Annotated in this window: 19 protein-coding genes; 6 read left to right on the top strand and 13 right to left on the bottom strand. The window is 41.9% G+C overall.

The window, feature by feature from the left end; genetic code table 11:
• The first annotated feature begins 37 nt into the window (after positions 1 to 37).
• Positions 38 to 1,165 carry a GGDEF domain-containing protein gene (locus tag DV872_RS02385; RefSeq protein WP_114628244.1) on the top strand — a complete coding sequence of 376 codons (1,128 nt, stop codon included), beginning with the start codon at positions 38 to 40 and terminating at the stop codon, positions 1,163 to 1,165.
• A gap of 61 nt (positions 1,166 to 1,226) precedes the next feature.
• Positions 1,227 to 1,373, top strand: a complete 147-nt coding sequence (locus DV872_RS26455; RefSeq protein WP_158546790.1) for a hypothetical protein — start codon at positions 1,227 to 1,229, stop codon at positions 1,371 to 1,373.
• 397 nt (positions 1,374 to 1,770) lie between these two features.
• Here DV872_RS26455 and DV872_RS02375 read toward each other — a convergent pair whose 3' ends face one another.
• The 4 genes from DV872_RS02375 to DV872_RS02360 all read right to left on the bottom strand — a co-directional run bounded on the left by DV872_RS02375 (position 1,771) and on the right by DV872_RS02360 (position 5,337).
• Positions 1,771 to 2,223 carry a response regulator gene (locus DV872_RS02375; protein WP_114628242.1) on the bottom strand — a complete coding sequence of 151 codons (453 nt, stop codon included), beginning with the start codon at positions 2,221 to 2,223 and terminating at the stop codon, positions 1,771 to 1,773.
• A 100-nt stretch (positions 2,224 to 2,323) separates the two neighbouring features.
• Positions 2,324 to 2,680, bottom strand: coding sequence for a PleD family two-component system response regulator (locus DV872_RS02370; RefSeq protein WP_114628241.1), 357 nt, complete (start codon positions 2,678 to 2,680; stop codon positions 2,324 to 2,326).
• Positions 2,681 to 2,703: 23 nt separating this feature from the next.
• Positions 2,704 to 4,179: an adenylate/guanylate cyclase domain-containing protein gene (locus DV872_RS02365; protein ID WP_114628240.1), complete on the bottom strand. Its 1,476-nt coding sequence runs from the start codon at positions 4,177 to 4,179 to the stop codon at positions 2,704 to 2,706.
• A 69-nt stretch (positions 4,180 to 4,248) separates the two neighbouring features.
• Positions 4,249 to 5,337 carry a hybrid sensor histidine kinase/response regulator gene (locus tag DV872_RS02360; RefSeq protein ID WP_114628239.1) on the bottom strand — a complete coding sequence of 363 codons (1,089 nt, stop codon included), beginning with the start codon at positions 5,335 to 5,337 and terminating at the stop codon, positions 4,249 to 4,251.
• Between the two features lie 107 nt (positions 5,338 to 5,444).
• Here DV872_RS02360 and DV872_RS02355 point away from each other — a divergent pair, with 107 nt between their 5' ends.
• Together DV872_RS02355 and DV872_RS02350 are read left to right on the top strand one after the other, a co-directional pair.
• Positions 5,445 to 6,863: a TldD/PmbA family protein gene (locus DV872_RS02355; RefSeq protein WP_114628238.1), complete on the top strand. Its 1,419-nt coding sequence runs from the start codon at positions 5,445 to 5,447 to the stop codon at positions 6,861 to 6,863.
• Positions 6,863 to 8,161 carry a metallopeptidase TldD-related protein gene (locus DV872_RS02350; protein WP_114628237.1) on the top strand — a complete coding sequence of 433 codons (1,299 nt, stop codon included), beginning with the start codon at positions 6,863 to 6,865 and terminating at the stop codon, positions 8,159 to 8,161. The genes DV872_RS02355 and DV872_RS02350 overlap by 1 nt, the downstream gene beginning before the upstream one ends.
• Here DV872_RS02350 and DV872_RS02345 read toward each other — a convergent pair whose 3' ends face one another.
• Positions 8,162 to 9,742 (bottom strand): hypothetical protein, encoded by a 1,581-nt coding sequence (locus DV872_RS02345; protein WP_114628236.1) that lies wholly within the window; start codon positions 9,740 to 9,742, stop codon positions 8,162 to 8,164. It abuts the gene before it with no gap.
• A 165-nt stretch (positions 9,743 to 9,907) separates the two neighbouring features.
• On the opposite strand from DV872_RS02345, the gene DV872_RS02340 reads away from it, so the two are divergent.
• The gene (locus DV872_RS02340; RefSeq protein WP_114628235.1) at positions 9,908 to 12,010 is read left to right on the top strand and encodes a methyl-accepting chemotaxis protein; all 2,103 of its coding nucleotides are present in this window, start codon (positions 9,908 to 9,910) and stop codon (positions 12,008 to 12,010) included.
• A gap of 28 nt (positions 12,011 to 12,038) precedes the next feature.
• On the opposite strand, the gene DV872_RS02335 is transcribed toward DV872_RS02340, so the two are convergent.
• Genes DV872_RS02335 through DV872_RS02320 form a run of 4 tightly spaced genes read right to left on the bottom strand, consistent with a single transcriptional unit; the run spans position 12,039 to position 17,265 of the window.
• Positions 12,039 to 13,985, bottom strand: a complete 1,947-nt coding sequence (locus tag DV872_RS02335; protein ID WP_114628234.1) for a transglutaminase family protein — start codon at positions 13,983 to 13,985, stop codon at positions 12,039 to 12,041.
• Entirely contained in the window at positions 13,967 to 15,148 is a 1,182-nt protein-coding gene (locus DV872_RS02330; RefSeq protein ID WP_114628233.1) for a DUF58 domain-containing protein, read from the bottom strand. Before DV872_RS02330 ends, DV872_RS02335 begins: the two co-directional genes overlap by 19 nt.
• The gene (locus DV872_RS02325) at positions 15,145 to 16,104 is read right to left on the bottom strand and encodes a MoxR family ATPase (RefSeq protein ID WP_114628232.1); all 960 of its coding nucleotides are present in this window, start codon (positions 16,102 to 16,104) and stop codon (positions 15,145 to 15,147) included. The genes DV872_RS02330 and DV872_RS02325 overlap by 4 nt, the downstream gene beginning before the upstream one ends.
• 48 nt (positions 16,105 to 16,152) lie before the next feature.
• The gene (locus tag DV872_RS02320; RefSeq protein ID WP_114628231.1) at positions 16,153 to 17,265 is read right to left on the bottom strand and encodes a hypothetical protein; all 1,113 of its coding nucleotides are present in this window, start codon (positions 17,263 to 17,265) and stop codon (positions 16,153 to 16,155) included.
• A 127-nt stretch (positions 17,266 to 17,392) separates the two neighbouring features.
• Between DV872_RS02320 and DV872_RS02315 the strand changes: the two genes are divergently transcribed.
• Positions 17,393 to 18,145: a tyrosine-protein phosphatase gene (locus tag DV872_RS02315; protein WP_114628230.1), complete on the top strand. Its 753-nt coding sequence runs from the start codon at positions 17,393 to 17,395 to the stop codon at positions 18,143 to 18,145.
• Between the two features lie 41 nt (positions 18,146 to 18,186).
• On the opposite strand, the gene DV872_RS02310 is transcribed toward DV872_RS02315, so the two are convergent.
• From DV872_RS02310 to DV872_RS02295, 4 genes are read right to left on the bottom strand one after another with little or no spacing between them, the layout of a single operon-like run.
• Positions 18,187 to 19,029 (bottom strand): S-adenosyl-l-methionine hydroxide adenosyltransferase family protein, encoded by an 843-nt coding sequence (locus DV872_RS02310; protein ID WP_114628229.1) that lies wholly within the window; start codon positions 19,027 to 19,029, stop codon positions 18,187 to 18,189.
• 18 nt (positions 19,030 to 19,047) lie between these two features.
• Positions 19,048 to 19,893 (bottom strand): S-adenosyl-l-methionine hydroxide adenosyltransferase family protein, encoded by an 846-nt coding sequence (locus tag DV872_RS02305; protein ID WP_114628228.1) that lies wholly within the window; start codon positions 19,891 to 19,893, stop codon positions 19,048 to 19,050.
• A gap of 26 nt (positions 19,894 to 19,919) precedes the next feature.
• Positions 19,920 to 20,753, bottom strand: a complete 834-nt coding sequence (locus DV872_RS02300) for an energy-coupling factor transporter transmembrane protein EcfT (protein ID WP_114628227.1) — start codon at positions 20,751 to 20,753, stop codon at positions 19,920 to 19,922.
• Positions 20,750 to 22,459, bottom strand: a complete 1,710-nt coding sequence (locus DV872_RS02295; protein ID WP_114628226.1) for an ABC transporter ATP-binding protein — start codon at positions 22,457 to 22,459, stop codon at positions 20,750 to 20,752. The genes DV872_RS02300 and DV872_RS02295 overlap by 4 nt, the downstream gene beginning before the upstream one ends.
• Position 22,460: the final 1 nt, after the last annotated feature.

The raw sequence follows: 22,460 nt of genomic DNA, 5'->3' as shown, positions 1-22,460 counted from the left end.
AAGTAATAAATCAAATAATCCTTTATACTGACATTAAATGACATGGGAAGAAAATGTAAAAAATCCACTGATACTCAAAAACTATGATCTATTCAGAGAATCCGGAATTCTTAATTTTGTTGAAGCCCTGCAGGAAGATAACAAGGCTCAGGATTCACTACTAGAGGAAGCATATGAGATAATCCGCCAGGAATCAATTGAAGAAGTTATAGACCTTATCATTGAATTCCTTTCAGACAAATTCATTCCTTCAAAACTTACTTTTATTCTGAATGAAGGAATAATGGTAAACCGTATCAAAATACTGTCCTATGAAAATATGAAAAGCGTTGAAACTGATGCTGAAATAAGAAGCCTGGAAGGGATGGAGCGTTTTTTTCGAAACCACTCGGGAACCACCAGCTTTCTTATTCTTGAAAATGAACTCAGCAACAGTGAAAATATGGACACCTTCCGTAGATTCAATCCGGAAATTGTTGTTCCTGTTCTGGGAATATCCGGATTGTACGGGGTAATTCTATTTGCACCTAAGGTGCTGGGTGAAGAGTACAGTGCAAAAGAAATTGCCTATATTGACAGGCTGATGCATTTCACTTCAATCGCCATACAGAACACAATTCATTATGAGCACTCAGTGAAGGATCCTAAAACAAACCTTTACAACCATAATTTTTTTATTCACAGGGTAAACGAGCAGATAGCCCGATCCAGCAGAATAAGAACACCATTCTCCATTATTATTATGGACATAGATAAATTCAAAAAATTCAACGATTCCTACGGGCATTTGGCCGGTGATGAAGTGATAATAAGTCTTGCTAAAGTTCTGTATAAAACAATAAGAGAAGGCGATATTCTGTCCCGTTTCGGAGGAGAAGAATTCACGGTGCTCCTCCCTTATGCAGGAAGAAAAGAGGCATGGCTTGCATCTGAACGCTTCAGAAAGGCAATAGAGGACATGGAAACTGATTATCAGGGAACTATTCTCAAAGTGACTGTCAGTCTTGGCATTGCCAGTTACAATTACCTTGAAAACCTGGATGAAAACAATCTTCTAAAGAGAGCTGACACCGCCCTGTATCAATCAAAGAAAACCGGCCGCAATAAGTCATCATTCTATAAGTCAGGTCTTTTGCAACATGCAGAAGGCTTTGAAAAAGAGTAAAATATATACGAATCAGGATTTTTTATAGCATGCAGGGGCTTTAGGGAATATACTTTTCATTATGAATATGAAACTTGCCCTCAATCGATTCTTTCTGATAGTTCTTCCTGAGAAAAAAACCGGTACCGGACATGATTTCGAACTGAAACATCTTATACGTTCTCTCAAAAAAAATGGAACCTCAACTCTTAAATCCCTACAACGATGAGATAAGACCGCAAATCGGGTCTGCTCTGATGGATCTGCACAAAGCTTGCTCCCCCTTTAATAGGGTTTTTGAGCAAACCATCACCGCAAAAGATAGATCGACAGTAGAGGTCTCACAGATGACCCTTATGAATTTTCCAGCACGGCAGAAATTGAATGATAAGATTCTTCATGATATCCATTCACAGGAATCAAATATATTATCAAATTCAATGTATATGTCCAGGAATAAATCAGAGATGGTCTTTCAATATGAAAAAGGATTTAATGAAGTTAAAAAATGCGGAACAATTATCCAGAGGTATACAGTAAATATTGAAGAATTAAAAAAGAAACTCTAAAAAAAAATCGGGGAGTGAGACTTCTCGAAAACACCGGGTATTTCAATTTTCGTAAGCTTATTTACTCTTCTGATTTTCGTAAATAGAAATACGTGCTTCACGCAGTTTCTGAAGAATGGTCTGTCTCTTGATGGGTTTTACAATATAATTCAATGCACCGGCTTTAATGATTTGGGTAACTGTTTCCTTATCATTTTCATTGGTCAGCATTACCACACTTGCACCTGGATCAATTATCTTCAGCTGCTTCAGAGCTGAAATCCCATCCATCTGAGGCATTCTGACATCCATGGTCACCATCTCAGGTTTATACATCTTAAACATTTCAAGAGCTTCAACACCATTTGTTGCCTCTCCAACAACATCATAACCCACAGACCGCAGAACCTGGCTTACCAGCTTGCGGGTGAGTTCTTCATCATCTACTATCAATACACGGACAGGCATTCCCCTGAGATCGAGGCCCTCAGGATTACCGAAATATCTATAATTTTCTGTTTGTTGAGCCATATTTTGATTATAATCGAAGAGAATAAAATAACAAGATTTTTTTATTCACTGAGTAATAGGATGCCTGCGCATAGATGCAAAAACATCCTGCGCCTTATTATCAGGACGGTAGATAAGTCTTAACTTTTTCAATGACCAGTGCAGGATCGATTGGCTTTATCAGATAGTCCACCGCACCGAGGGCCATTCCCTTCTCTTTTTCTGCCGCCTGATCATTCCCGGAGAGAAATATCACGGGAATATTCTTCCAATCAGGGTTTTCCTTCATCCTGCGGCATACTTCATAACCGTCTATTCCCGGCATCATAATATCAAGAAGAACAAGATCAGGACTTTCTTCAGAAAGAATATCCAGGGCATCCTCACCATCAAGGGCAACAGCGACTTCATCTATATCCCCGAGGATTTCAATAATTATATCGATATTGGCAGGTGTATCATCAACAACTAAAATCATAGTACTTCCCTCATTGATTCTTCTTATTTTTCAGTTTTCAAGAAATATGTTATCAGCCTGAAAGCAGGTATTTCTCCAACCAGTTTTTCCTCTTCGGTCACAAGAACAGGTTCATAAAATTCCTGATCCTTTCTTTTGGAATATATATCCCTGATATCAACTATTGGCCAATCTTTATCCACAATCTGGCTTTTTCTTATTTTTAAACTTGATATGGTCTGACTCAGGTAGGCCGCCCTGGAAAGATCTCCCTGAAAAAGTTCGAAGAGCTGAGCCTTATAAATAACTCCCTGGGGTATCCCTTTTTCAGTGGCAACCACGTAATCCGCCTTCTCTCTGTCAAAAAGAACAAATAGATCCTGTATTGTTTTATCCAGTTCCAGAGAAATGGCTTCTTCCATAAGCTGAGCGGCAATCAGAACATCACTGTCTTTACTCTGCTTTGCAGAGTGATCCAGGGCAAGATAAGTCTGAATCGGCTTATGTATCCCTTTTACAGTGATCATACCATTCTTAAGACATCTGATTTTGTCCTTGATCAATGACCATGTCTCATGAGAAATAACAACCTGTCCGGAAAGAGCACTTGATTCAAGACGGGCCGCAGTGTTTACCTGAGTCCCGATGATTGTATAGTCCATTCGGTTTTTACTGCCGAAGTTACCTACAGTACAATAACCGGTACTGATTCCCGTTCTGACCTGAAAGGGGTCCTGCATACCGTAGGAGTACCATTTTTCCTGCAGTTCTTTCAAACGTTCTCTCATCTCAATGGCCATGGAGACACAGGCCAGTGCATCTTCCTGTTCACCCTTTGTATCTGGATCTCCGAAAAAAATCAGAATGGCATCACCGATAAACTTATCTATGGTTCCGCCATGTTTCAGAGCAATTCTGGACATCTCATCCAGGTAACTGTTTAAAAGTTCTGTCAGGGCTTCCGATTCCATACCGTCTGTTGTGGCTGTAAAATTCACAATATCAGAAAAGAAAATTGTAAGTTTCTTTCTCTTGGAATCTATGATTACATCCTGCTCCCCCCTGAAGATAGAAGCATAGACCTGTGGAGACAGATATTTGGAGAGCTTTCTTGTAAGAATCGTCAATGCCTGGCTCTTCTCTTCAAGCTGCAATATAGAATCAACCCGGCTCTGAACAATGGGTGGTGAAAAGGGTTTCGTTATGTAATCGATGGCACCTACTTCAAAACCTTTCAGCTCATCTTTAATATCATTCATGGCAGTAATAAAAATAACAGGAATACTTCTTGTACTCTCATCAGCCTTTAGTCTTGTACAGACCTCATAACCGTCCATACCGGGCATCATAATATCCAGCAGTATAAGATCAGGGGCAGACTCGGCAACACTCTCCAGGGCAGACTCACCGTCTGTGGCGACAGAAAGATCGTACTCCTCTGATAGAATTTCTAGAAGTATATCAATATTGGTCGGGGTATCATCCACTATGAGGATAGACTTGCTATTTGCTTCTGCCATGTATGTCTCCGGTATTCATTATAATACTGATCTTATTATAAAACTGAACAATATTTCATTCCTGATATACTATTTTGAAAAAGTAAGAATCATTGAACTTCCATGATCCCGGGGACTGCTTTTCTCATCCAGAGAAGAAACTTCCAGAGATCCGCCGTAAAGCTCCATGAACTTTTTAACCGTAGGCATACCGAATCCGGTCCCTTTTTCACCATCTGTACCGTTACGGCTTATATTTTTGGATATATCAAACATGTTTTCCCTTATTTCTTCGGGCATTCCCATTCCATAATCCCTGATACTGAGGACAATTCCATCACCCTTCTCTTCTGCATCAATACGTATTTTTTCATGTGAATAGGAGAATTTGACCGCATTAGTCATCAGATTATTGAGAACAGAGTTTATAAGGGAAGTTTTTTCAGCCTGAACCTGAAGAGACTGATCAACATTAATCTCCACATCCAGTTTTTTGTCTGTGATCCTCTGTCTTAGCATACTGATTGACTCTTCAAGCATCTCTTTTAAATTCAGAGATTCCAGATCAATGCCTTTTTCAGAAGCCTGTCTCATCTGACGGACAAGGTTAATCACTTCAGTACCGTTGTTTGCTGCCGATTGCAGCAGCTTGAAATAATAGTCCAGTTCATCCGGAAGATCGTCCTCAAGAATACTGAGAACACCTAGAATACTGGTAAATGGATTTGCCAGGTCATGGCAGAGAACATGAAGCAGTTCCTTCTGTTCAAAATTCTGTCTGACGATCTCTTCCCTGCTTCTCTTCAGTTCGATATGAGTACGAACTCTGGAGCGCAGTTCTTCGGGATTAAAAGGTTTATAGATATAATCCACAGCACCAAGACTGAGACCTTTGACCACATCCTCTGTAGAGTTGAGAGCGGTTAAGAATATTACAGGAATATCCTTCAATCTTTCATCTTTTTTCAGAATGGAACAGACTTCAAATCCGTCCATTCCCGGCATCATTATATCCAGAAGAATAAGATCTGGAATAATGGTCTCCAGAACCTCAAGAGCCTCTTTTCCATCGGAGGAGATACTGATTTCATAATCATCATCAAGGGTTTCAAGGATAATATCCAGATTCATCGGAGTATCATCAACAGCCAGAATCTCAGCTTTACTAAAAATATCCATATTTAATTTTATCCTTAAGTGAACTGAATTTTCAAATAGTTTTAAGATTCATTTCTTTTCTTTACAAGAAATCGACTGAAATGTTACAAATAGTATGGAGGAATCTAATGAACGTGCAAATATCATCCTTTCTGCAGGATCATAGGGTAAAGCTGAAAGAGCTTGTCAGCCTGTTATCCAAAGAGTTTAAATATATATCAATCCTGGGCTGCGACAGCTCCGGCACCCGTTACCAGATGATGAAGACAGGATCATCGATCAATGAATCATCCTGGGCTGAAAGAGGATTTGTCTGCCGTATCTATAACGGCAGAGGCTATAGTGAATACTCATTTTCACAGCTTAAAGATATTGAGGAAACTGCTGCTGCCATCAGACAGAGTGCAGAAGAAGCAGTGATTCTCAGTAAGAGTCTGAATCAGGTTGAATATCCTCTGATCGAAGAAGAGAAATGGAGTGAATCCTTTAGAGGAACCGTTAAAAATTCACCTGTCCAGACCGGTTCTGAAACCATAATCAATCAGCTGAAGGCTAGAATGGATGAAGGCCTCAAAATGGCTGATTTTCTGGTTGATCTGAGGGTTATCTATGAATATGTACATATCTCAAAGATTTTTATTTCATCCAATAAAGACCTGGATCAGTCATATATCTGGTCACAGGGTTATATGTTCCCCATAGGAAAGAATGAAAAGGGAATTAAATATACTCATAAAAGCTTTTCCGGTATGAAGGGAACTGAACTTCTGGATGAGATGCAGGATGCTCTGAAAGATGCAATAGATGAAGTAGAAGATCTTCTGAACTCGGAACGTCTGGTACCCGGTGAGTACGATATTATCTGTAATCCGGCAATGTCGGGACTCATTGCTCATGAGGCCTTCGGTCATGGAGTGGAAATGGATATGTTTGTGAAAAAACGTGCTATGGCCGCAGATTATATGAACAAGGCTGTTGCTTCTGAAAAAGTAAATATGCATGACGGTGCAGCGGCTGCAGATCAGGTGTCCTCCTATCTATTTGATGATGAAGGGATGGGGGGGGCAAATTCAAAGATAATTGATAAAGGGGTTCTGAAGATGGGGATTTCCGATCTCCTTTCTGCCCTTAAACTGGGAACAAAACCTACAGGAAACGGTAAACGCCAATCCTTTGAAAGAAAAACCTACACAAGAATGACCAATACCTTTTTCAGTCCGGGAACTGATTCCCTTGATGATATGATCTCCTCCATAGACAGAGGGTATCTTCTGGAAAATTTCAGCAGCGGAATGGAAGATCCTAAAAACTGGGGAATCCAGTGTGTTGCCGTGAAAGGGAGAGAGATTGTAAATGGAAAGCTCACAGGGAGGATTGTCTCACCTGTCTTTCTCACTGGCTTTGTCCCCGATCTTCTCAAATCCATCTCCATGGTAAGTCCTGACCTTGAACTATCCGGTTCCGGAGCCTGTGGAAAAGGATACAAAGAATTCGTAAAGACCTCCACCGGCGGACCCTACCTGAAAACTAAAGGAAAACTTGCATAATGATTAATACAATTCAGAAACAGCTTATTAATGCAGAGATAAATGAATGGACAATTCTTGAAAAGAAAAGCAGATCCAGGGAACTGTTTTTTATCAGAAAAGATCTGGATATGAACCGCAGCAAGGATGTGAGCAGCTTTACAGTAACTGTTTTCAAGGATTATTCGGAGGACTGTAAAAATTATAGAGGTTCTGCCACTGTGGTTCTCGGCAACAATATGACAGAAGAGGAAATCAGTGAAAAACTGAAAACTGCCATCTATTCGGCCTCCTTTGTAAGAAATGCCTACTATCCCATTCCCTCCTATGCAAATCCTCAGGTCAGTGAAAATTCAGGAAGACTCTCAGAGAGGGATCTTATGCCTGTGCTTTCAGAGATAACAGAGAGTCTTTTCAAAAATGACAGTCATTCAGAAGGCGGAATCAATTCTGCAGAGATTTTTGTAAATCAGTATGAATTCCATTTTGTCTCCTCCAAAGGAACAGATGTCAGTTATAAACAGAACCGGGGTGAAATAGAACTGATCTGCGACTGGAATAAGGCTGATAAGAGCGTTGAACTATACAATATGTTCTCCTTTGCCGATTATTCCCCTTCTCTTATAGAAGATGAGTGCAGAACACAGATAGAGCAGTGCAGATTCAGGGCAGAAGCCGGTAACGCAGCCAAGATAGAGTCCGTGAATATAGTACTCAGAGATTATGCTGTCAGAGAGATGATGGATTTTTACAGAATACATTCGAATGTACAGGGTATCTTTGAAGGAACGGCCCGGGGAGAAAAAGGCAAAATCTTTCAGGGAGAGGATGTAAAGGGTGATCTTCTGGACATTATTCTTGATCCCGCACTGCCTCACTCACCCTTCTCATCTCCCATAGATAAGGACGGTGTAGAGCTTAAGAAAATACAGCTTTTTGAAAAGGGAAAACTTCTACGTTATCAGGGCTCACAGCAGTACTCCCATTATATGGAGGAAGAAGCCAGCGGCCTTATCCCCAATATTGTAGTAGAAAGCGGCTCTCATTCTGTGGATGACTGGAAGAAGGAACCCTATGTCGAAATAATGACTTTTTCCGACTTCCAGATGGACCCGATGACGGGAGACTTCGGTGGAGAGATCCGTCTGGCCATCTATTTTGACGGAGAAAAGAGCATTCCCATAAGCGGAGCGTCTATCTCGGCATGCCTGTTTGATGTACAGAAAGAGATGTATCTTTCCAAAGAGAGACTGGACATTGAAAACTATTCAGGCCCCAGATATCTGATGTTTCCCGGCGGTACAATTAGCGGAGAGTAACTATACCTTTCCAAGAAGTATTGAAGTAGTCAGATACATTGTAATGAGCCCGGTGTAAAACAGATAGTCATACACTGCAAAGGAAATATAAAAATCGACTCCCCTCTTACTCATAGATAATCCTGCGGAAGCCAGACTGAATAGAATCAGAATGGGCAGGATGATCACATGTGCACCTATAAAAGCAGGCTGAAAACTATAATTGAAGGTTGAAGAGATAAACATATAAGTCAATAACAGTTTTACAATTGTATGAATGCCTGCAGTGAGTGAATTCTGCAGTAGTTCCGGTGATTCCATCTTATGGAAAATATAGTGATCTGACACAAAAAGGAAGAGCACAGGCAGGGGGAGCAATGCCAACAGATAGAGGCTTCCTGAAAAAAGAGATACCAAATATATCAGCAGGGTTGTCAGCAGAGGATACCAGAAGGGAACAGTTCTGAAGCGGGTTGTTGATTTTATCATCTGAGAATCATCAGAAGCAAAAAACAGAGCTCTTCTGTCATAATTGATATCTGAAAAAACCAGAGCTCTCTTCTCTCCCAGCATAAAACTTCCTGCCAGTTTACTCATAGATTTTGTCTTGGTAATAAGATGGCTTGAAAACTCTCCATCCCCCCCGATGACTCCCATTGCGAGATTGACACCATTTACACTGTCAGTCTGATAAATAAAACGGGAATCATCCTGACTGCCTTCGAGAAGCCTGTAATTACTGTGATATAGAGGGACTGAGACCCTCTCTTCAAATATAACCCCTCCTTCGGGGAGTTTTATTTTCTGAAAAGTCAGCTGGTTTGACCTGTTGCGACCGTCTTCATACTTATAGAGCACAGTAAGGATTCCGTCATCAATGCGCAAATCCTGAAGATCGGAGAAATATTTTGCCGATACATCCAGAGACATACGTTCTTCACAGTCACCGGAAACTGGAGAACAGAAGAGCAGTTCAAGGCGGACCGTATCAAAACTCATATCGTGTACAATAACCGTATAACAGCCGCTGTCATCACAGGCGAGCTTGAAATCAAGAACCCTGCCGCTGAATATCTTGAGAGGATCTGTAATCTCAGGGCTCAGGACAAAAAGTCCTTCATGGTTTCCGAATACCAGAGCCTCTTCATGGGAATTAAAATACAAAACGTTATCAGCCATTTTTCGAACAGCAGTTGTCCCGCCATCCAGAGACAGATCGGCATGATAAAGAGCGTCTGTTTTATATACGATTCCCAGTGTTTTCCGGCTTAATGATGAAATTTCAATCTGAGAGGCCTGGGAGAGATCAATTTTGAAGCTTTTCTCATTAAGAATCTGTCCCTGAATATCAATTTCAAGTATTTTCAGGGCAGTTCCATCTATACACAGAACCAATGCAGAATCCCCTGAGGGAAAGACTCTTGTAAGGATATGACTGTTTACGGTCCTGGAAAAGCCGTATTCAGTTTCAATAATGGGAATCTCTCTGCTCATATATTCTGAAGGAGGACTGACCAGAGAACGGGTCAAACTGAAGCTGTAGAGCAGAAGCAGCAGGAGTATCAGTCCTCCTGCGATGGCTCTGTCTTTTCTAATATCCATCTTTCAATTTTAATCCCTGTTCACTTTTCTGTCAAAAGATTAGCTCTCCAATTATTCATATTCCTCATTTTTTAAGGAGAAGATTATATCATATTATATGTAAATATCGATATAATAATGAATCATTTAAAAATCTGATTAATAACAGCAAACAAGGAAAATAATATGAAAAAGAAATATTTCAGTATGAAATACAGTATGTCCATCTCATTCAGTCTACTGGCCGTATTACTTATTTCAGCCTTTGGAACTCTGACCTATATTCAGGAACAGCAGAGACTTCATGACAGTATTTATGAAACAATGAAACTCAATACTGAACTGATTGCAGAATCCATCGATTCATGGATGCAGCTCAGGCTGGCAGCTCTGGAAGCAAAAAGAGCTTTCATGGAACAGGAAGGCACCATAAATCTTGTACGCCAGGGCGGGTACAGTAATAACATTTATCTGAAGGGTGATGAAGGCCGATACGGTGTAGATGTTTTTTATCTGGGTCTCCCTGACGACAGTTTCCTCTATGGAGAAGAGTGGACAACCCCTGATGACTATAAAGCCACAAAAAGACCCTGGTACAAGGCTGCTGCAGAAAAGAAAGACACAATTATCACAGACTATTATACCGATGCCATTACGGGCGAACAGAATATCACAGTAGCCGCTCCAATTTACAGTATCACCGGAAAACTGATTGGTGTTCTCGGTATGGACCTCTACCTGAGCGACCTGCTGCAAGTCCTTGAGGCTCATCACAAGGAGGGAACCAACAGTGCCCTTATGGATGAACGAGGTATAATTGTTGTGCACAGTGATGCAGAGATGGTAGGAACAAATGCTCTTGAAATGAAAGATGACAATGGCAAAGCTTTTATGGAATCTGTGATGAATAGTTACGATGGGAATCAGGATTTCACCCTTAACAATGCGAAAAGAACCGTTTTTTATGATGATATACCCAGCATATCCTGGAAAACAGTCATCATGGTCAGTGAAAAACTGATTTACGGTCCCCTTAAGGCTCTTAAACTGCAGATTATCCTTTTTATTCTTGTTGCACTCCTTATTAATGCCCCACTTGTTTATTTTGTATCCAGTCTCTTTGCAAAAAGGATCAGCAATGTCTCTGAATCTCTTCAGGAGATATCCGAAGGTGACGGGGATCTTACGAAGAGCATAAAGGTTGTGAGAAATGATGAATTATCACTACTCACAGAAAACTTTAACAATTTCACTACCCTTATAAGAAATATGATATCCGGGATTAAAACAACTGCCGACTCGACTATGGAAACCAAGGATCAGCTTCTGGTTAATACTGAAGAGACCGCAGCAGCCATTAATGAAATCAGTGCCAATATGCACTCAATTGAAACTCAGATACAACGTTTGGATAAGAGTATCGGTAATTCATCGAGCTCTGTTGTAAGTATTGACAGTTCAGTATCAGGATTTGACAGCATAAGAGAGGAACAGGCGGCTATTGTTGAAGAGACTTCTGCCTCTATCGTACAGATGATGAACTCATTGAAGCAGGTTGCCAGTATAAGCCAGGAAAAGAAAGCTGCTGCCGGGCAACTCACAGAGACCTCCAGAAAAGGAAGTACCCAGCTTGAGAATCTGAGCAGCTCATTTAACGAGAATGTAGTAAGCCGTCTGACGGCCATCGAGGATATGACTAAAGTGATCAGGGGAATTTCAAATCAGATAAATCTTCTTTCAATGAATGCAGCCATCGAAGCAGCACATGCCGGAGATTCAGGTAGGGGCTTTGCAGTCGTTGCCGATGAAATTAGAAAACTTGCGGAAAGCTCTTCCAGTTCTGTTAAAATCATTGACAGCTCAGTCAAAGAGATTAGAAATGGTGTTGATGATACAGTTAAAAACACAAAAGAGACCGCAGCCATATTTGTGGAGATGAATACTGTTGTGGATGATTTTGTTGACGCCCTGAATCAAATTGCCAGCAATACTGATGAGCTTATGGCGGGAAGTCAGGAAATTGGCAGTACCAGCCGGAGACTTAATGAAATTACCATCAGCATTAAAGATAGTGCCGATGTTATGAAATCCGAAACGGCCGATCTTTCTAAAGAGATGGAGACCATCCAGAATGTATCCAAAACTGTCCTATCGGGTATTCAGGAAGCTGTAATCGGTTCAAATGAGATTGTTCAGGCCATGGATATGGTTAAGGAACTATCAAATGATCTTGCATCGAACAGTGAAGATCTTAAAAATGAAATTGACCGTTTTAAGACAGAAGAATAAGGGAGAGATCCTCCCCTGTCGGATAAAATCAGAGCTTCCTGAGTAATTTCAGGAGCTCTTTTTTTTCAACCCTCTCAAGACTATCCTTGTGATAACAGTACCTCAGAACCAGGTTGAGACATCTTTTCTTATCCCGACTGGTTTGAATATTGCGAAACCACTGTACCCAGCCGATTGTTTCAGGATAAGAGATTCCATATTTTTTAAATGCCTTTCTGGTTTTTCTTTTCATTACACCATTCAACCCCGAGGCTCTGTACAGCAGGAAAAGAGAAAAGATTGCACACATAACTGACAAGAGAATAATCAGAGCAATTCCGGCAGCCCGGACTTTTCCGGAAGCATTCAGGGGTTCTTCATCACCTTGCCGGAACAGTCCCATACGCTGAAGCTGTTCACGGGTAAAGGCATCTATAATTGAATCCTCCTGAACCAGAGAATCACCAAGTGCCTCAAAAGGGGGAGTCACCTCCCATGGCATCCACCCCCTCCCCTCAACTAGGATCTCCGGCCACTGATGGGCCGAATACCCCGTCACGCCATGAGAACTTCCTGCAGAATAGATATAACCATCTTCCACATTGGGAATCTGAACAAGAAAGCCCTCAGCCATTCGTACAGGAATACCCAGGGTTCTGGCAAGCAGAGCAGCTGTTGTTGAAAAATGGACACAATAACCCACTTTTGTCTCATTGAGAAAATTCAGAACCATATTCTCTGAGCTCTTTGTATCCAATGTGTATTTGAAGTCCTCTCTCAGGTAGTTCTTAATATTACTCAGACTCTGTATATAACTGTCTCCTTCCAGGCTCTCTGCCAATCCGGATAAACTGTCTTTCATGTCAGCAGGCAGCAGGGTGGATCTTTCAATCTGTCTTTTGAGTGTCTCTTCATCAGGAACAGGGGCTTTTCCGGAGCTGTCATAAAGAGTAATCATATCTCCCCTCCTCAGAGGAAGGCCTGAAGGCAGCTCAAAACTGCCCTGTGAATCAAGTCTCATCAATTCATGATCCAGCAGGTAATATCTGGTCCAGCTGTTATGGAGCACTCTGGTATAAATATCTGTTTCAACTGTCAGCCGGATCTTCCTGTATATATTCTCATCCGGAACTTCGGCTTCCCTCTCTCCTGTTCCGGGGATTTCAGAGATCCAGCCTCCCGTCATATAGTTGTAAAACACATCTGAGCGGAGATAGAGTACGGTACCCGCCTCCCCGTCCAGAGTGAAAACAACATTAGAACTTAGAAAGGGTCTTTCTCCTGTCTCGCGTACCTGATCATAACCGTAGCCGTAACCTGGAATCTGAAGCAGTAGAGGAAGCTCCGGGAATACTCTTGAGACAGTAGACTGTACTCCTCTGGAAAATTTGTCCACAACTCTGCTGCCCCTGGGCTCCTCATTGAACAGGGGAAATAGAAAGGCCGCTGTTACTGCAGGAATAAGAGTGATACTTATGGAGAGTAAACGCATTGTTCGGGGATTCTTCTTTTGAATTACCAGAAGCTTGATAATGAGAAGAATCATAAAAGTTGAAAATATAATCAGGCGGGGATGCAGAATCAAAACAACCATAATACAGAGAAGCAGGAGATTCAGAAGGGCCTGTATCTTATTCTTCCAGCGTAGAAGAGATGCACAGCCGATTGAACTCACAAGTCCTCCGGCATAGGCAAAAGCAAAGGAGATCATCCCTGTAGCCTTTCCCGCTTCAAGCAGCAGGAGCCAAGCCTGATAGAGTGATTCAGGCAGCATAAGAATAAACATCAGAAACCCTGTGATCAGAATAGTAAATGCCGCAATTCGGGCTGTTCGAAGGAAAAGAGCTGTTCTCCACCGGGGGAAGAGTTTTATCTCAAGGATTGTCAGGATCAAAGGGAGTTCAATGAGAAGAGGAAACCAGAGAGGAGCTGTGGAATCAAGATAGAGATGGATACTCAGGTAGACCAGCAGGGGAATCAGGAATAGACCTGGCATAGAAGCTCATCCTCAATTGTATCATCCCATGGGATATCTGAAATAACCGCACCCTGCTGCTTTCTGCGTAGTATTACAGATCGATAACGGTCATTTTCCAGGGCAGAGAAAGAGAGACTGACACAGATCAGGTGCCCCAGATCAGAATAACGGCTGTTCTCATCCAGCAAAGTAAAATCAGGCATACCACTTATGATGTAAACAGATTCAAGAGAGGGAATATCATTCAGTTCCTCAAGATCAAAGGCATCAAATTCAAACATAAGAGTTCTCTGATAAAGTTTATCAAAATCCAGCTGTGTCTGAATACTTTTCCCCTCCCAGCCGGGATATCCGTGAAGAATCATATTCTGTCCGGTATTCAAACCGGAATAGATCAGGCAGAGAAATGTTTCCAGCACAGTATCATCACAGAGAGCAGAACGGCCTGAGCTCCGTCTATCCAGAAAGAGGTGAATATCCGATCCGCCCATGGAGGAATATGTTTTAATATAGGGCTTTCCAGTCTGCATAAAACGGGACCAGCTGATATGCTTCAGCCCCTCACCATCCCTGTACTCTCTCAAACCAATAAAATTATGAGCATCACCGCTCTGCCCCTCAAGACCGACTGCCTTTCCTCCAGAGGCCGGGTGCTTTGTCAATAATTCGGGAATATCAATGATCCTCGGATAGACATAGAAATTTCTTGCCCAGATAGGCATATCAAGAGAGAGTAATCCTGAAATACTACGCAGCGTAAGCCGGGAGAGTCCCATTGTATACACCCCTCTCAGAGATGCATGAACTTCTCTGCTGTACACCCAGGACTCACCGGGTTTAAGAGAAAAACGGAGAAGCCTCCCTTCCTGCTTCTCCTCCCGGTGAACCTGCGACAGTTCAAGCATAAGTAAAGGAACCGGTAGAATTGATCCGCTCTGTATGCTGATTGTATAAATAATGGTATCACCCTTACTCATATGATCACGATCAAAGTCCAGGGAATAGCGGAGGGTCAGATGGTTTATAAGAAGCATAGCAATATCTACAGCAAAAAAGGTGAACCAGAAGCGGGAGAGACGGATATAAATCCCACCGAAGTATCTGGATGAGAGGAAAAAGAGAACCGATCCAGCCAGAAAGAAGAATAGTGTCTCTTTATGGAAGCGGAAGGGCAGTTTCATTTTACCGGAACCGGAACCCGTTTCAGTAATTCATCAACTGTCTTTGAGACACTGACCCCCCTGCTTCTCTCTTCCGGGGTCAACAGAAGACGATGTCTCATAACAGAGGCTGCCATGTTCATGAGGTCTTCAGGGATGATAAACGACCTTCCCTGCATCACGGCCTGTGCCTGTGCGGCTCTCAGAAGATGCTGGGTACCACGGATACTCAGACCCGATTGAAAAAGTGCAGCATCCCTTGTGATGCCTGCAAGGGCTGCAGCATAGTCCAGAATATTTGCTTCCCCATGCACCGAGGCAATAAGAGAACGTAAATCAAGTATATCTTCGGGACTAGCGACTCTTGAGACCTGGTGAACGGCCTTCTTGTCCTTGAATTCCGAAAGGATACGAACTTCGGTCTCTCTGTCCGGAAAGCCGGGAGTCATGGAGAGACCAAAACGGTCAAGCTGTGATTCCGGAAGCTTATAGGTACCGGCATACCATGCAGGATTCTGGGTAGCAGCAACAAAGAAAGGAGAAGGGAGTGGACGGACAACACCGTCAACCGTCACAGTATCCTCCTGCATGGCTTCCAGAAGGGCTGACTGTGTCCTGGCGGGAGCCCTGTTGAGTTCATCAGCCAGAATAAACTGATGATGCAATGGACCCTCTCTGTATAGGAATTCCCGGGAGGATGGTTCCCATATCATCATACCGGTAATATCTCCGGGAAGCAGATCAGGGGTAAATTGTATACGTCCCAGCTCCAGACCCGATGCAGCGGCCAGACAGCGAATCAGCGTGGTCTTTCCCACACCGGATACATCCTCTATGAGCAGGTGCAGACCACTTACAAGTGCCAGTACAGCAGTTTCAGAAGCCTGAGGCATTCCCAGATAACCTTTTTCAGTCTCTTTTATAATCGAAGCAATGAGTTCTGATGCTTTAAGGTAGTGTTTGTCAGACTGGTTCATCCGGAATGGCTCCTTTTTTTAAACCCATAGGAAGAGATAATTCAGCCATCAAGTATTCTTATGATATACCCGGTAGCGTTTAATAGGCTGTAGATTCATTTTCTCAAGAGCATTGAGAATATGGAAATTATCCTCAAGCATATAATTTGCTTCAAGTCTTATTCCCCTGGGCTGAAGACCCTGAAACAGAGAAATATAAAGAAGTACATCAAGACCCTGACCGTGATACTCCGGCAGGACTGCCAGTCCCCATAGTCTGTAATCCCTTATTTTTTTCATGTCCCGGAGCAGTACAAAGAGGGTTCGCGGACTAAGGCTTCCTTTTATTTTTTTTAATAAAACATTGATATCAGGAAAACCCAGAGCTACGGCTACGGGTACACCCTCATCTTCCACAAAACAGACAGCCTTCTCATCCAGGATGAATTTCAGTTTCAAAACGATGTCTTTCATCTCATCTTCTTCAACAGGTACATACCCCCAGTTTCCGGCAACTGCTCTGTTTAAGATATTCAGAATATAAATAGATTCCTGCCGAAGGTTTTTCCGATCAATATTTCTGATTGTCAGATTCGGTTTTCTCTTCAGCATTGTTTCAGAAAACCTCCTGAAGCGTTCAGGGATTTCATATCCCTTTCCGCTATGGGCTTCATAGACAAGAAGATCCCTGGCTTTAGTGAATCCAGCGCTTTCAATCATCCTGTTGTAGTACAGGGGGTTGTGGGGAGACATAAATACAGGAGCAGTATTGCCTTCAAGAAGAAAGCCCCAGGACTCTGCTATGGGATTTATAGGCCCCAGAACCTCAGTCATACCTTTTTTGCAGAACCAGGATTCCGCCGTTTTAAAAAGAAGCCCGCTGGCGTCATTGTCATCAATACATTCAAAGGCACCGATCATGCCGCATTTTGAACTGTAATAATCATTATAATGGGGATCAATATAGGCAACTATCCGCCCGACTGCCTCTCCGTCCTTATAGGCAAGAAACATCCTGTGATCGGAACGTTTCAAGACAGCATTATCTTTATAGTCCATCCTCTCCAGGAGGCGCAGGGGTGGAACCCATAGAGGATCATCTCTATAGATAGAGGGTGGGAGACTGATAAACTCTTTCAGCTGTTTTCCGTTTTCTACGGGCAGAATTTGTATGTCTATCATGGATACATAATGGTAAAGCAGAACTGCAGATAACACAAACAGCTTTTTTTCATATAACTGACATTCTATTTATATTCGCCTCTCTTTTTCTATTCCGGAAAAATCAAAAAACAGCTAAAATGTTCATATGAAAATATTAAACTTCAGAGAACTCAGTAACAAAACAAATATCCACGGACAGAAACTCCGCAGTAACACCATATTCCGCAGCAGCAATCCCCTGACTGAATACAAGGGAGATCTTGATGAGATCAAAGAGAAACAGATCAACTATATCTATGATTTCAGAAGCAATATGGAGATTGAAAAAGACGGCCAGCAGAAAGTTGCCAATGCAGAGACAATTCATGTAAATATACTCCCTGCAGCAGGAATGAGTAATGATGATATGGAGATATATCTTCAAAATGCAGATAAGTTTATGAACATGATGTACAGGGATATGCTGAGTGTATCAAAAGAATACAGCTCTTTTTTCCGAAATATCCTTGATCAGGAGACTCCAGCCTTCCTGTTTCACTGTACCGCCGGTAAGGACAGAACAGGTATTGCCGCTGTTATTCTGATGCATATTCTTGAATTTGATTCAGAAGACATAATCGAAGAGTATCTTAAAATCGACCCTGAACTTATTGATTTTCTCAGCATAAAATTCATGCCCGACTCCTCTGTAATTTCAGCGTCTGTTCCTGAACTGGAGCTTTCAGAGATTAAGGATAATATGTTTGGATTTATTACTGTAAAAAGGGAATATCTATCCTCATACTATGAGGGTATAGAAGAACGCTATGGCGATATGGATACATATATCAAAAACTTTCTTAAAATAAGCAGTGATGATATCAAGACACTGCGCCGCCGCTATCTTGAGAAGATCTGACGGCACAGCTCTTTATCTGAAAAGACTCCTTACAAGGATTATCATTTCATTTTTTTGAATTCAATTTCCCAGTGCTGCCCGGTCCCGATATTGTAGGCTTTGGCAAAATTCCCCTGGTTTATGGCGATGGCCATATTGTAGACAGAGTTTACATAGATGATCTGCTCGCTGGGATATACATCGGCAAAGGATCGTCCGTATACGATTCTATTGTTATAGGCAATCTTGTTTCCATTACGGATCATAACCTCGACGGTGTCTCCATGCTTGAATCCTGCACTTACAAAGACATCACGGGGCACATTGGTCCAGAGGCTTCCAAAACGGACATCGAGAATATCGATTGTTCCCTTTACAGAATCCTCACTCTTTACAACCTCACCTACCTCCAGTTCACACACCTGGTCCAAGTCTACAATATCACCCACCTGTTCAAAGCTGATGGTGCCTGATGCCAGTTTTGCACCGGTATTGGCATAAACATCCCTTCCGTGGAAGGTGTAGGAGTACTCAGTATCTTCTCTACGATGCTTTGTTTCATCAATTTCCCTGACTTCCTTTAGGCCCACATACTTTTTCATATGAGTAAGGGTCCCATTATCGGGAGTGACAATAAAGTGACCGCCCACTGTTTCCGCTACCACACTGAGGCGCTTAGAACCTACACCGGGGTCTACTACTGAAACAAAGACAGTTCCCCTGGGCCAGTACTCTGTGGTCTGGTAAAGCCTGTAAGAGGCCTCCCAGATGCTGTATTGAGGGATATCATGGGTAAGATCAAATATTTTAAGACTGTCATCTACAACATTGGCTACTCCGTGCATTGCTGATACAGCACCATCGACCAGACCGAAATCACTTTGAAATACAATTAGTTTGTTCATAAAAAAGACTCCTTGATTTTACTTATTAAATTCTACAGTCCAGTCAGATCCGTATCCGATATTATATTTTTCGATAAAACTGCCCTGGGAAACGGCCAGGGAAATTTTCATCAGCTCATTATTATAAATCATAGGCTGACCCTTCTTTTCAAATCCGAAGGATTTATGAAAAAGAATCTTTTCAGAAAACTTTTCAACACCCTTGCAGCATATTCTCAAATTAAGATGATCACCAAAGTCAAATCCTGCCTTTTTGAACACAGACAGTGGAATATTTGTCCAGAGATTCCCGAAATTAGGATCATTGATTTCAAAAATACCAGAGATCTTGTTTCCCTCAACAGTCGGCTCAAGTATAGGAAATCGGATGATCTCATCTGTCGAATACTCAGGTCCAACCTCTTCAAAACTGATTATGCCGGAAGCGAATTTTGCTGCACAGTAAGAGAAAAGATCCCGTCCATGAAAGATACTGACCTCTTCGGTACCCTTCCCCTTCAGACGGTTCACATCCTCATCAATTTCCCTTATGGCTTTGATTCCGAATTCTTTGTCCACATGAGTGAGAGAACCGTTATCAGGTGTGACAATATAGTATCCGTTTTCCGTGAGAGCAACAGAAGCCTTTCGGGGAGTTCCCACTCCGGGATCTACAACTGAAACAAACACAGTACCTTCGGGCCAGAACTTCATAGACTGATAGAGACGGTATGATGCACTCCAGGTATCAAACTGGGGAATCTCATGGGTACCGGTAATGATTTCAAGAGAGCGGTCTACAGTTTTTACAACCCCGTACATGGAACAGACTGCTCCCTCCTTGTAGGTAAAATCGGTCTGAAACACAAGTATTGGTTTATCCATGTTAACTCCTACGTTAAAATAAAATCCTATATAAAAGGATTATAAAATCTTCCATGATTGATAAAAGCAGAAACATAAATTGTTCCTGCAAAAATAGCTGCTGAAATAAGCAGGGCTATGAAATCAGCAGTAGTAAATCTTTTTTTACTGAACCAACTTCGTTTATTATGTTTTCCGAATCCTCTTAAATCCATGGCATTACTGATAAGTTCAATTCTGTCCAGGGTTGAAAAAACAAGAGGGATAATAATTAACAGTGAATTCTTTACCCTCTTTGAAAAACCAGCTTTTTTGGAGAGATCAAGCCCACGGGCCTGCTGTGAAAGACTGATGTTTCTATATTCCCGCTGAATGTCCGGAAAGTAGCGAAGTGTCAGTGATACAGCATAGGCAGCCTTGTAATGAACACCGACTCCATTTAAAGCAGAAGCAAACTCACTTGGATTAGTTGTCAAAAGAAATGTTATACCCAGGGGGATAACAGATGCATATTTAAACAGTTTGGTAATCTGATAAAAGAGCTGCTCCTGAGTGACAATATAGGGACCAACGATCTTGAACAGCACATGTCGTGTTCCGTAGATTTTGACTCCTTCTTCGGGTGAGAAAAAGAATGTAATGACCGCATTGGTCACAATAAAAACGGCTACATAGATAACCATAAGCCTGATCTGTCTGTATTTAATCTGAGAAATACGCATTACAAATATAGAAAAAATCATAACCAGCATTATGACTCTGAGATCGTAACTGAACATGACTGCAAAAGTCAGAAACAAAAAGGCGATCAGTTTGGTTAGTCCCGAGAGTCTATGAATCGGGGTATCTACAAAGTTGTATGAGAATAATTTATTGTTCAATGGACTCTGACCTTCTTTTCATAATCAATAAAGTTCTGCACAAAAGCAGTACCATCTTCAATACCTACACTCTGACTGAGCTGATAAAGAGACGTCTCCTTTAAATTTGCCTGCTCAATAACATCTAAATCTGTCAGAATATCACTGGGTCGGGCATCCGCAATTTTTTTCCCTCCAGAGATAACAACAGCTCTGCTGGCGTATTCGAGCATCAGGTGCATATCATGTGTAATCAGAATAATAGCTACTCCCAGCTGATTGATCTCATCAACAAATTCCATGATCTGAGTATAATGTTTGAAGTCCTGTCCGGCTGTGGGTTCATCAAGTATAATTACTTCAGGATCAAGAACCAGAATGGAAGCTATAGTGACCCTTTTCCTCTGCCCGAAACTAAGGGCAGCAATGGGCCATTTACGAAATGGTGCCAGACCACAGACCTTAAGTACCTTTTCCACCCTAATTTTAATTTCTTCTTCGTCTATATCCCGAAGACGCAGCCCCAGAGCAATCTCATCATAGATAAGGGGTTTAGATATCATCTGATTGGGGTTCTGCATAACCACACCGATCTTCTCGGCACGTTCTTTAATGGTCAGATCGCTGATATCCTCTCCCAAATAGGAGATTGTACCGGAAGACTCCTTCTCAAATCCTGAGATAAGACGGGAGAGTGTCGATTTACCGGCACCATTTCTTCCCACTATGGCTATAAGCTCACCCTTTCCTAAGCTAAAACTGACATCGTTGATGATATCCCTCTCTCCATCATATGAAAAACTTATGTTTTTCATCTCCAGTAATGTATCTTTCACTTTAGTGGGCTGAGGAGAGATGATTGTATCATTCCAATCACAAACAGCACTTTTTACTGAATTGATCTTAAGTGTATCTATATTACCTGCATGAAGATCCCTTGTGACATCAACACCAGCATATTTAAGAGCTGTGACATAGAGAGGTTCTCTTATCCCGTTTTCAATGAGTACAGGAGATGCCATAAGAGCATCCGCATCAAGATCAGCCAGGATACAACCATCATTCATCAGAAGAACCCTATCAATATTCCGGTAAAGAACATCTTCAAGCCTATGCTCAATAATTATGATGGTTTTATCAGTATTTCTGTGTATATCATCAATGATCTCAATGGCGGCTTTTCCGGTCGCAGGATCAAGATTGGCCAGGGGTTCATCGAATAACAGAATATCCACTTCATCCACAAGAACTCCCGCCAGGGATGTACGCTGCTTCTGTCCTCCTGAAAGTTCATAGGGAGATGAAGAATGAAAGCTCTCCATATCCACCATACGGGCAGCTTTATCTACCCGCTCTTTCATTTCCGACTGCGGAATATTGTCATTTTCAAGGGCAAAGGCGATATCCTCATAAACTGTGAGACCCACGAACTGACCATCCGGGTCCTGCAGAACAGTTCCCAGAATCTTGGACAAATGGAATATATCAAGATCACGTGTCTCCTGACCCTGAATCTTCAGACTACCGGATATTTCGCCCTTATAGGAAAAGGGGATAAGACCGTTCAGGCAATGTCCCAGGGTGCTTTTACCACTGCCGCTGGGACCGACTATAAGGATCTTTTCCCCTTTTTTGATAGTAAGATCTATATTATGAAGAGTTGGTTTTGCCTGGGTAAAATACTGAAAACTGAAATCTTTGAACTCAATGATACTGTCATTACCCACT

Source organism: Oceanispirochaeta sp. M1 (assembly GCF_003346715.1).
Taxonomy (GTDB): Bacteria; Spirochaetota; Spirochaetia; order DSM-2461; family DSM-2461; genus Oceanispirochaeta.
Note: the sequence above shows the minus strand (reverse complement) of the source record. Positions and strands in the feature narration are given on the sequence as shown.

What these genes read in the sequence shown, in the direction of transcription:
- DV872_RS02325 (WP_114628232.1), bottom strand. Translation starts at nt 16,104, where the DNA reads ATGAACCAGTCTGACAAACACTACCTTAAAGCATCAGAACTCATTGCT.
- DV872_RS26455 (WP_158546790.1), top strand. Translation starts at nt 1,227, where the DNA reads ATGAATATGAAACTTGCCCTCAATCGATTCTTTCTGATAGTTCTTCCT.
- DV872_RS02310 (WP_114628229.1), bottom strand. Translation starts at nt 19,029, where the DNA reads ATGAACAAACTAATTGTATTTCAAAGTGATTTCGGTCTGGTCGATGGT.
- DV872_RS02355 (WP_114628238.1), top strand. Translation starts at nt 5,445, where the DNA reads ATGAACGTGCAAATATCATCCTTTCTGCAGGATCATAGGGTAAAGCTG.
- DV872_RS02335 (WP_114628234.1), bottom strand. Translation starts at nt 13,985, where the DNA reads ATGCCAGGTCTATTCCTGATTCCCCTGCTGGTCTACCTGAGTATCCAT.
- DV872_RS02305 (WP_114628228.1), bottom strand. Translation starts at nt 19,893, where the DNA reads ATGGATAAACCAATACTTGTGTTTCAGACCGATTTTACCTACAAGGAG.
- DV872_RS02315 (WP_114628230.1), top strand. Translation starts at nt 17,393, where the DNA reads ATGAAAATATTAAACTTCAGAGAACTCAGTAACAAAACAAATATCCAC.
- DV872_RS02340 (WP_114628235.1), top strand. Translation starts at nt 9,908, where the DNA reads ATGAAAAAGAAATATTTCAGTATGAAATACAGTATGTCCATCTCATTC.
- DV872_RS02385 (WP_114628244.1), top strand. Translation starts at nt 38, where the DNA reads ATGACATGGGAAGAAAATGTAAAAAATCCACTGATACTCAAAAACTAT.
- DV872_RS02360 (WP_114628239.1), bottom strand. Translation starts at nt 5,337, where the DNA reads ATGGATATTTTTAGTAAAGCTGAGATTCTGGCTGTTGATGATACTCCG.
- DV872_RS02345 (WP_114628236.1), bottom strand. Translation starts at nt 9,742, where the DNA reads ATGGATATTAGAAAAGACAGAGCCATCGCAGGAGGACTGATACTCCTG.
- DV872_RS02375 (WP_114628242.1), bottom strand. Translation starts at nt 2,223, where the DNA reads ATGGCTCAACAAACAGAAAATTATAGATATTTCGGTAATCCTGAGGGC.
- DV872_RS02320 (WP_114628231.1), bottom strand. Translation starts at nt 17,265, where the DNA reads ATGATAGACATACAAATTCTGCCCGTAGAAAACGGAAAACAGCTGAAA.
- DV872_RS02350 (WP_114628237.1), top strand. Translation starts at nt 6,863, where the DNA reads ATGATTAATACAATTCAGAAACAGCTTATTAATGCAGAGATAAATGAA.
- DV872_RS02370 (WP_114628241.1), bottom strand. Translation starts at nt 2,680, where the DNA reads ATGATTTTAGTTGTTGATGATACACCTGCCAATATCGATATAATTATT.
- DV872_RS02330 (WP_114628233.1), bottom strand. Translation starts at nt 15,148, where the DNA reads ATGAAACTGCCCTTCCGCTTCCATAAAGAGACACTATTCTTCTTTCTG.
- DV872_RS02365 (WP_114628240.1), bottom strand. Translation starts at nt 4,179, where the DNA reads ATGGCAGAAGCAAATAGCAAGTCTATCCTCATAGTGGATGATACCCCG.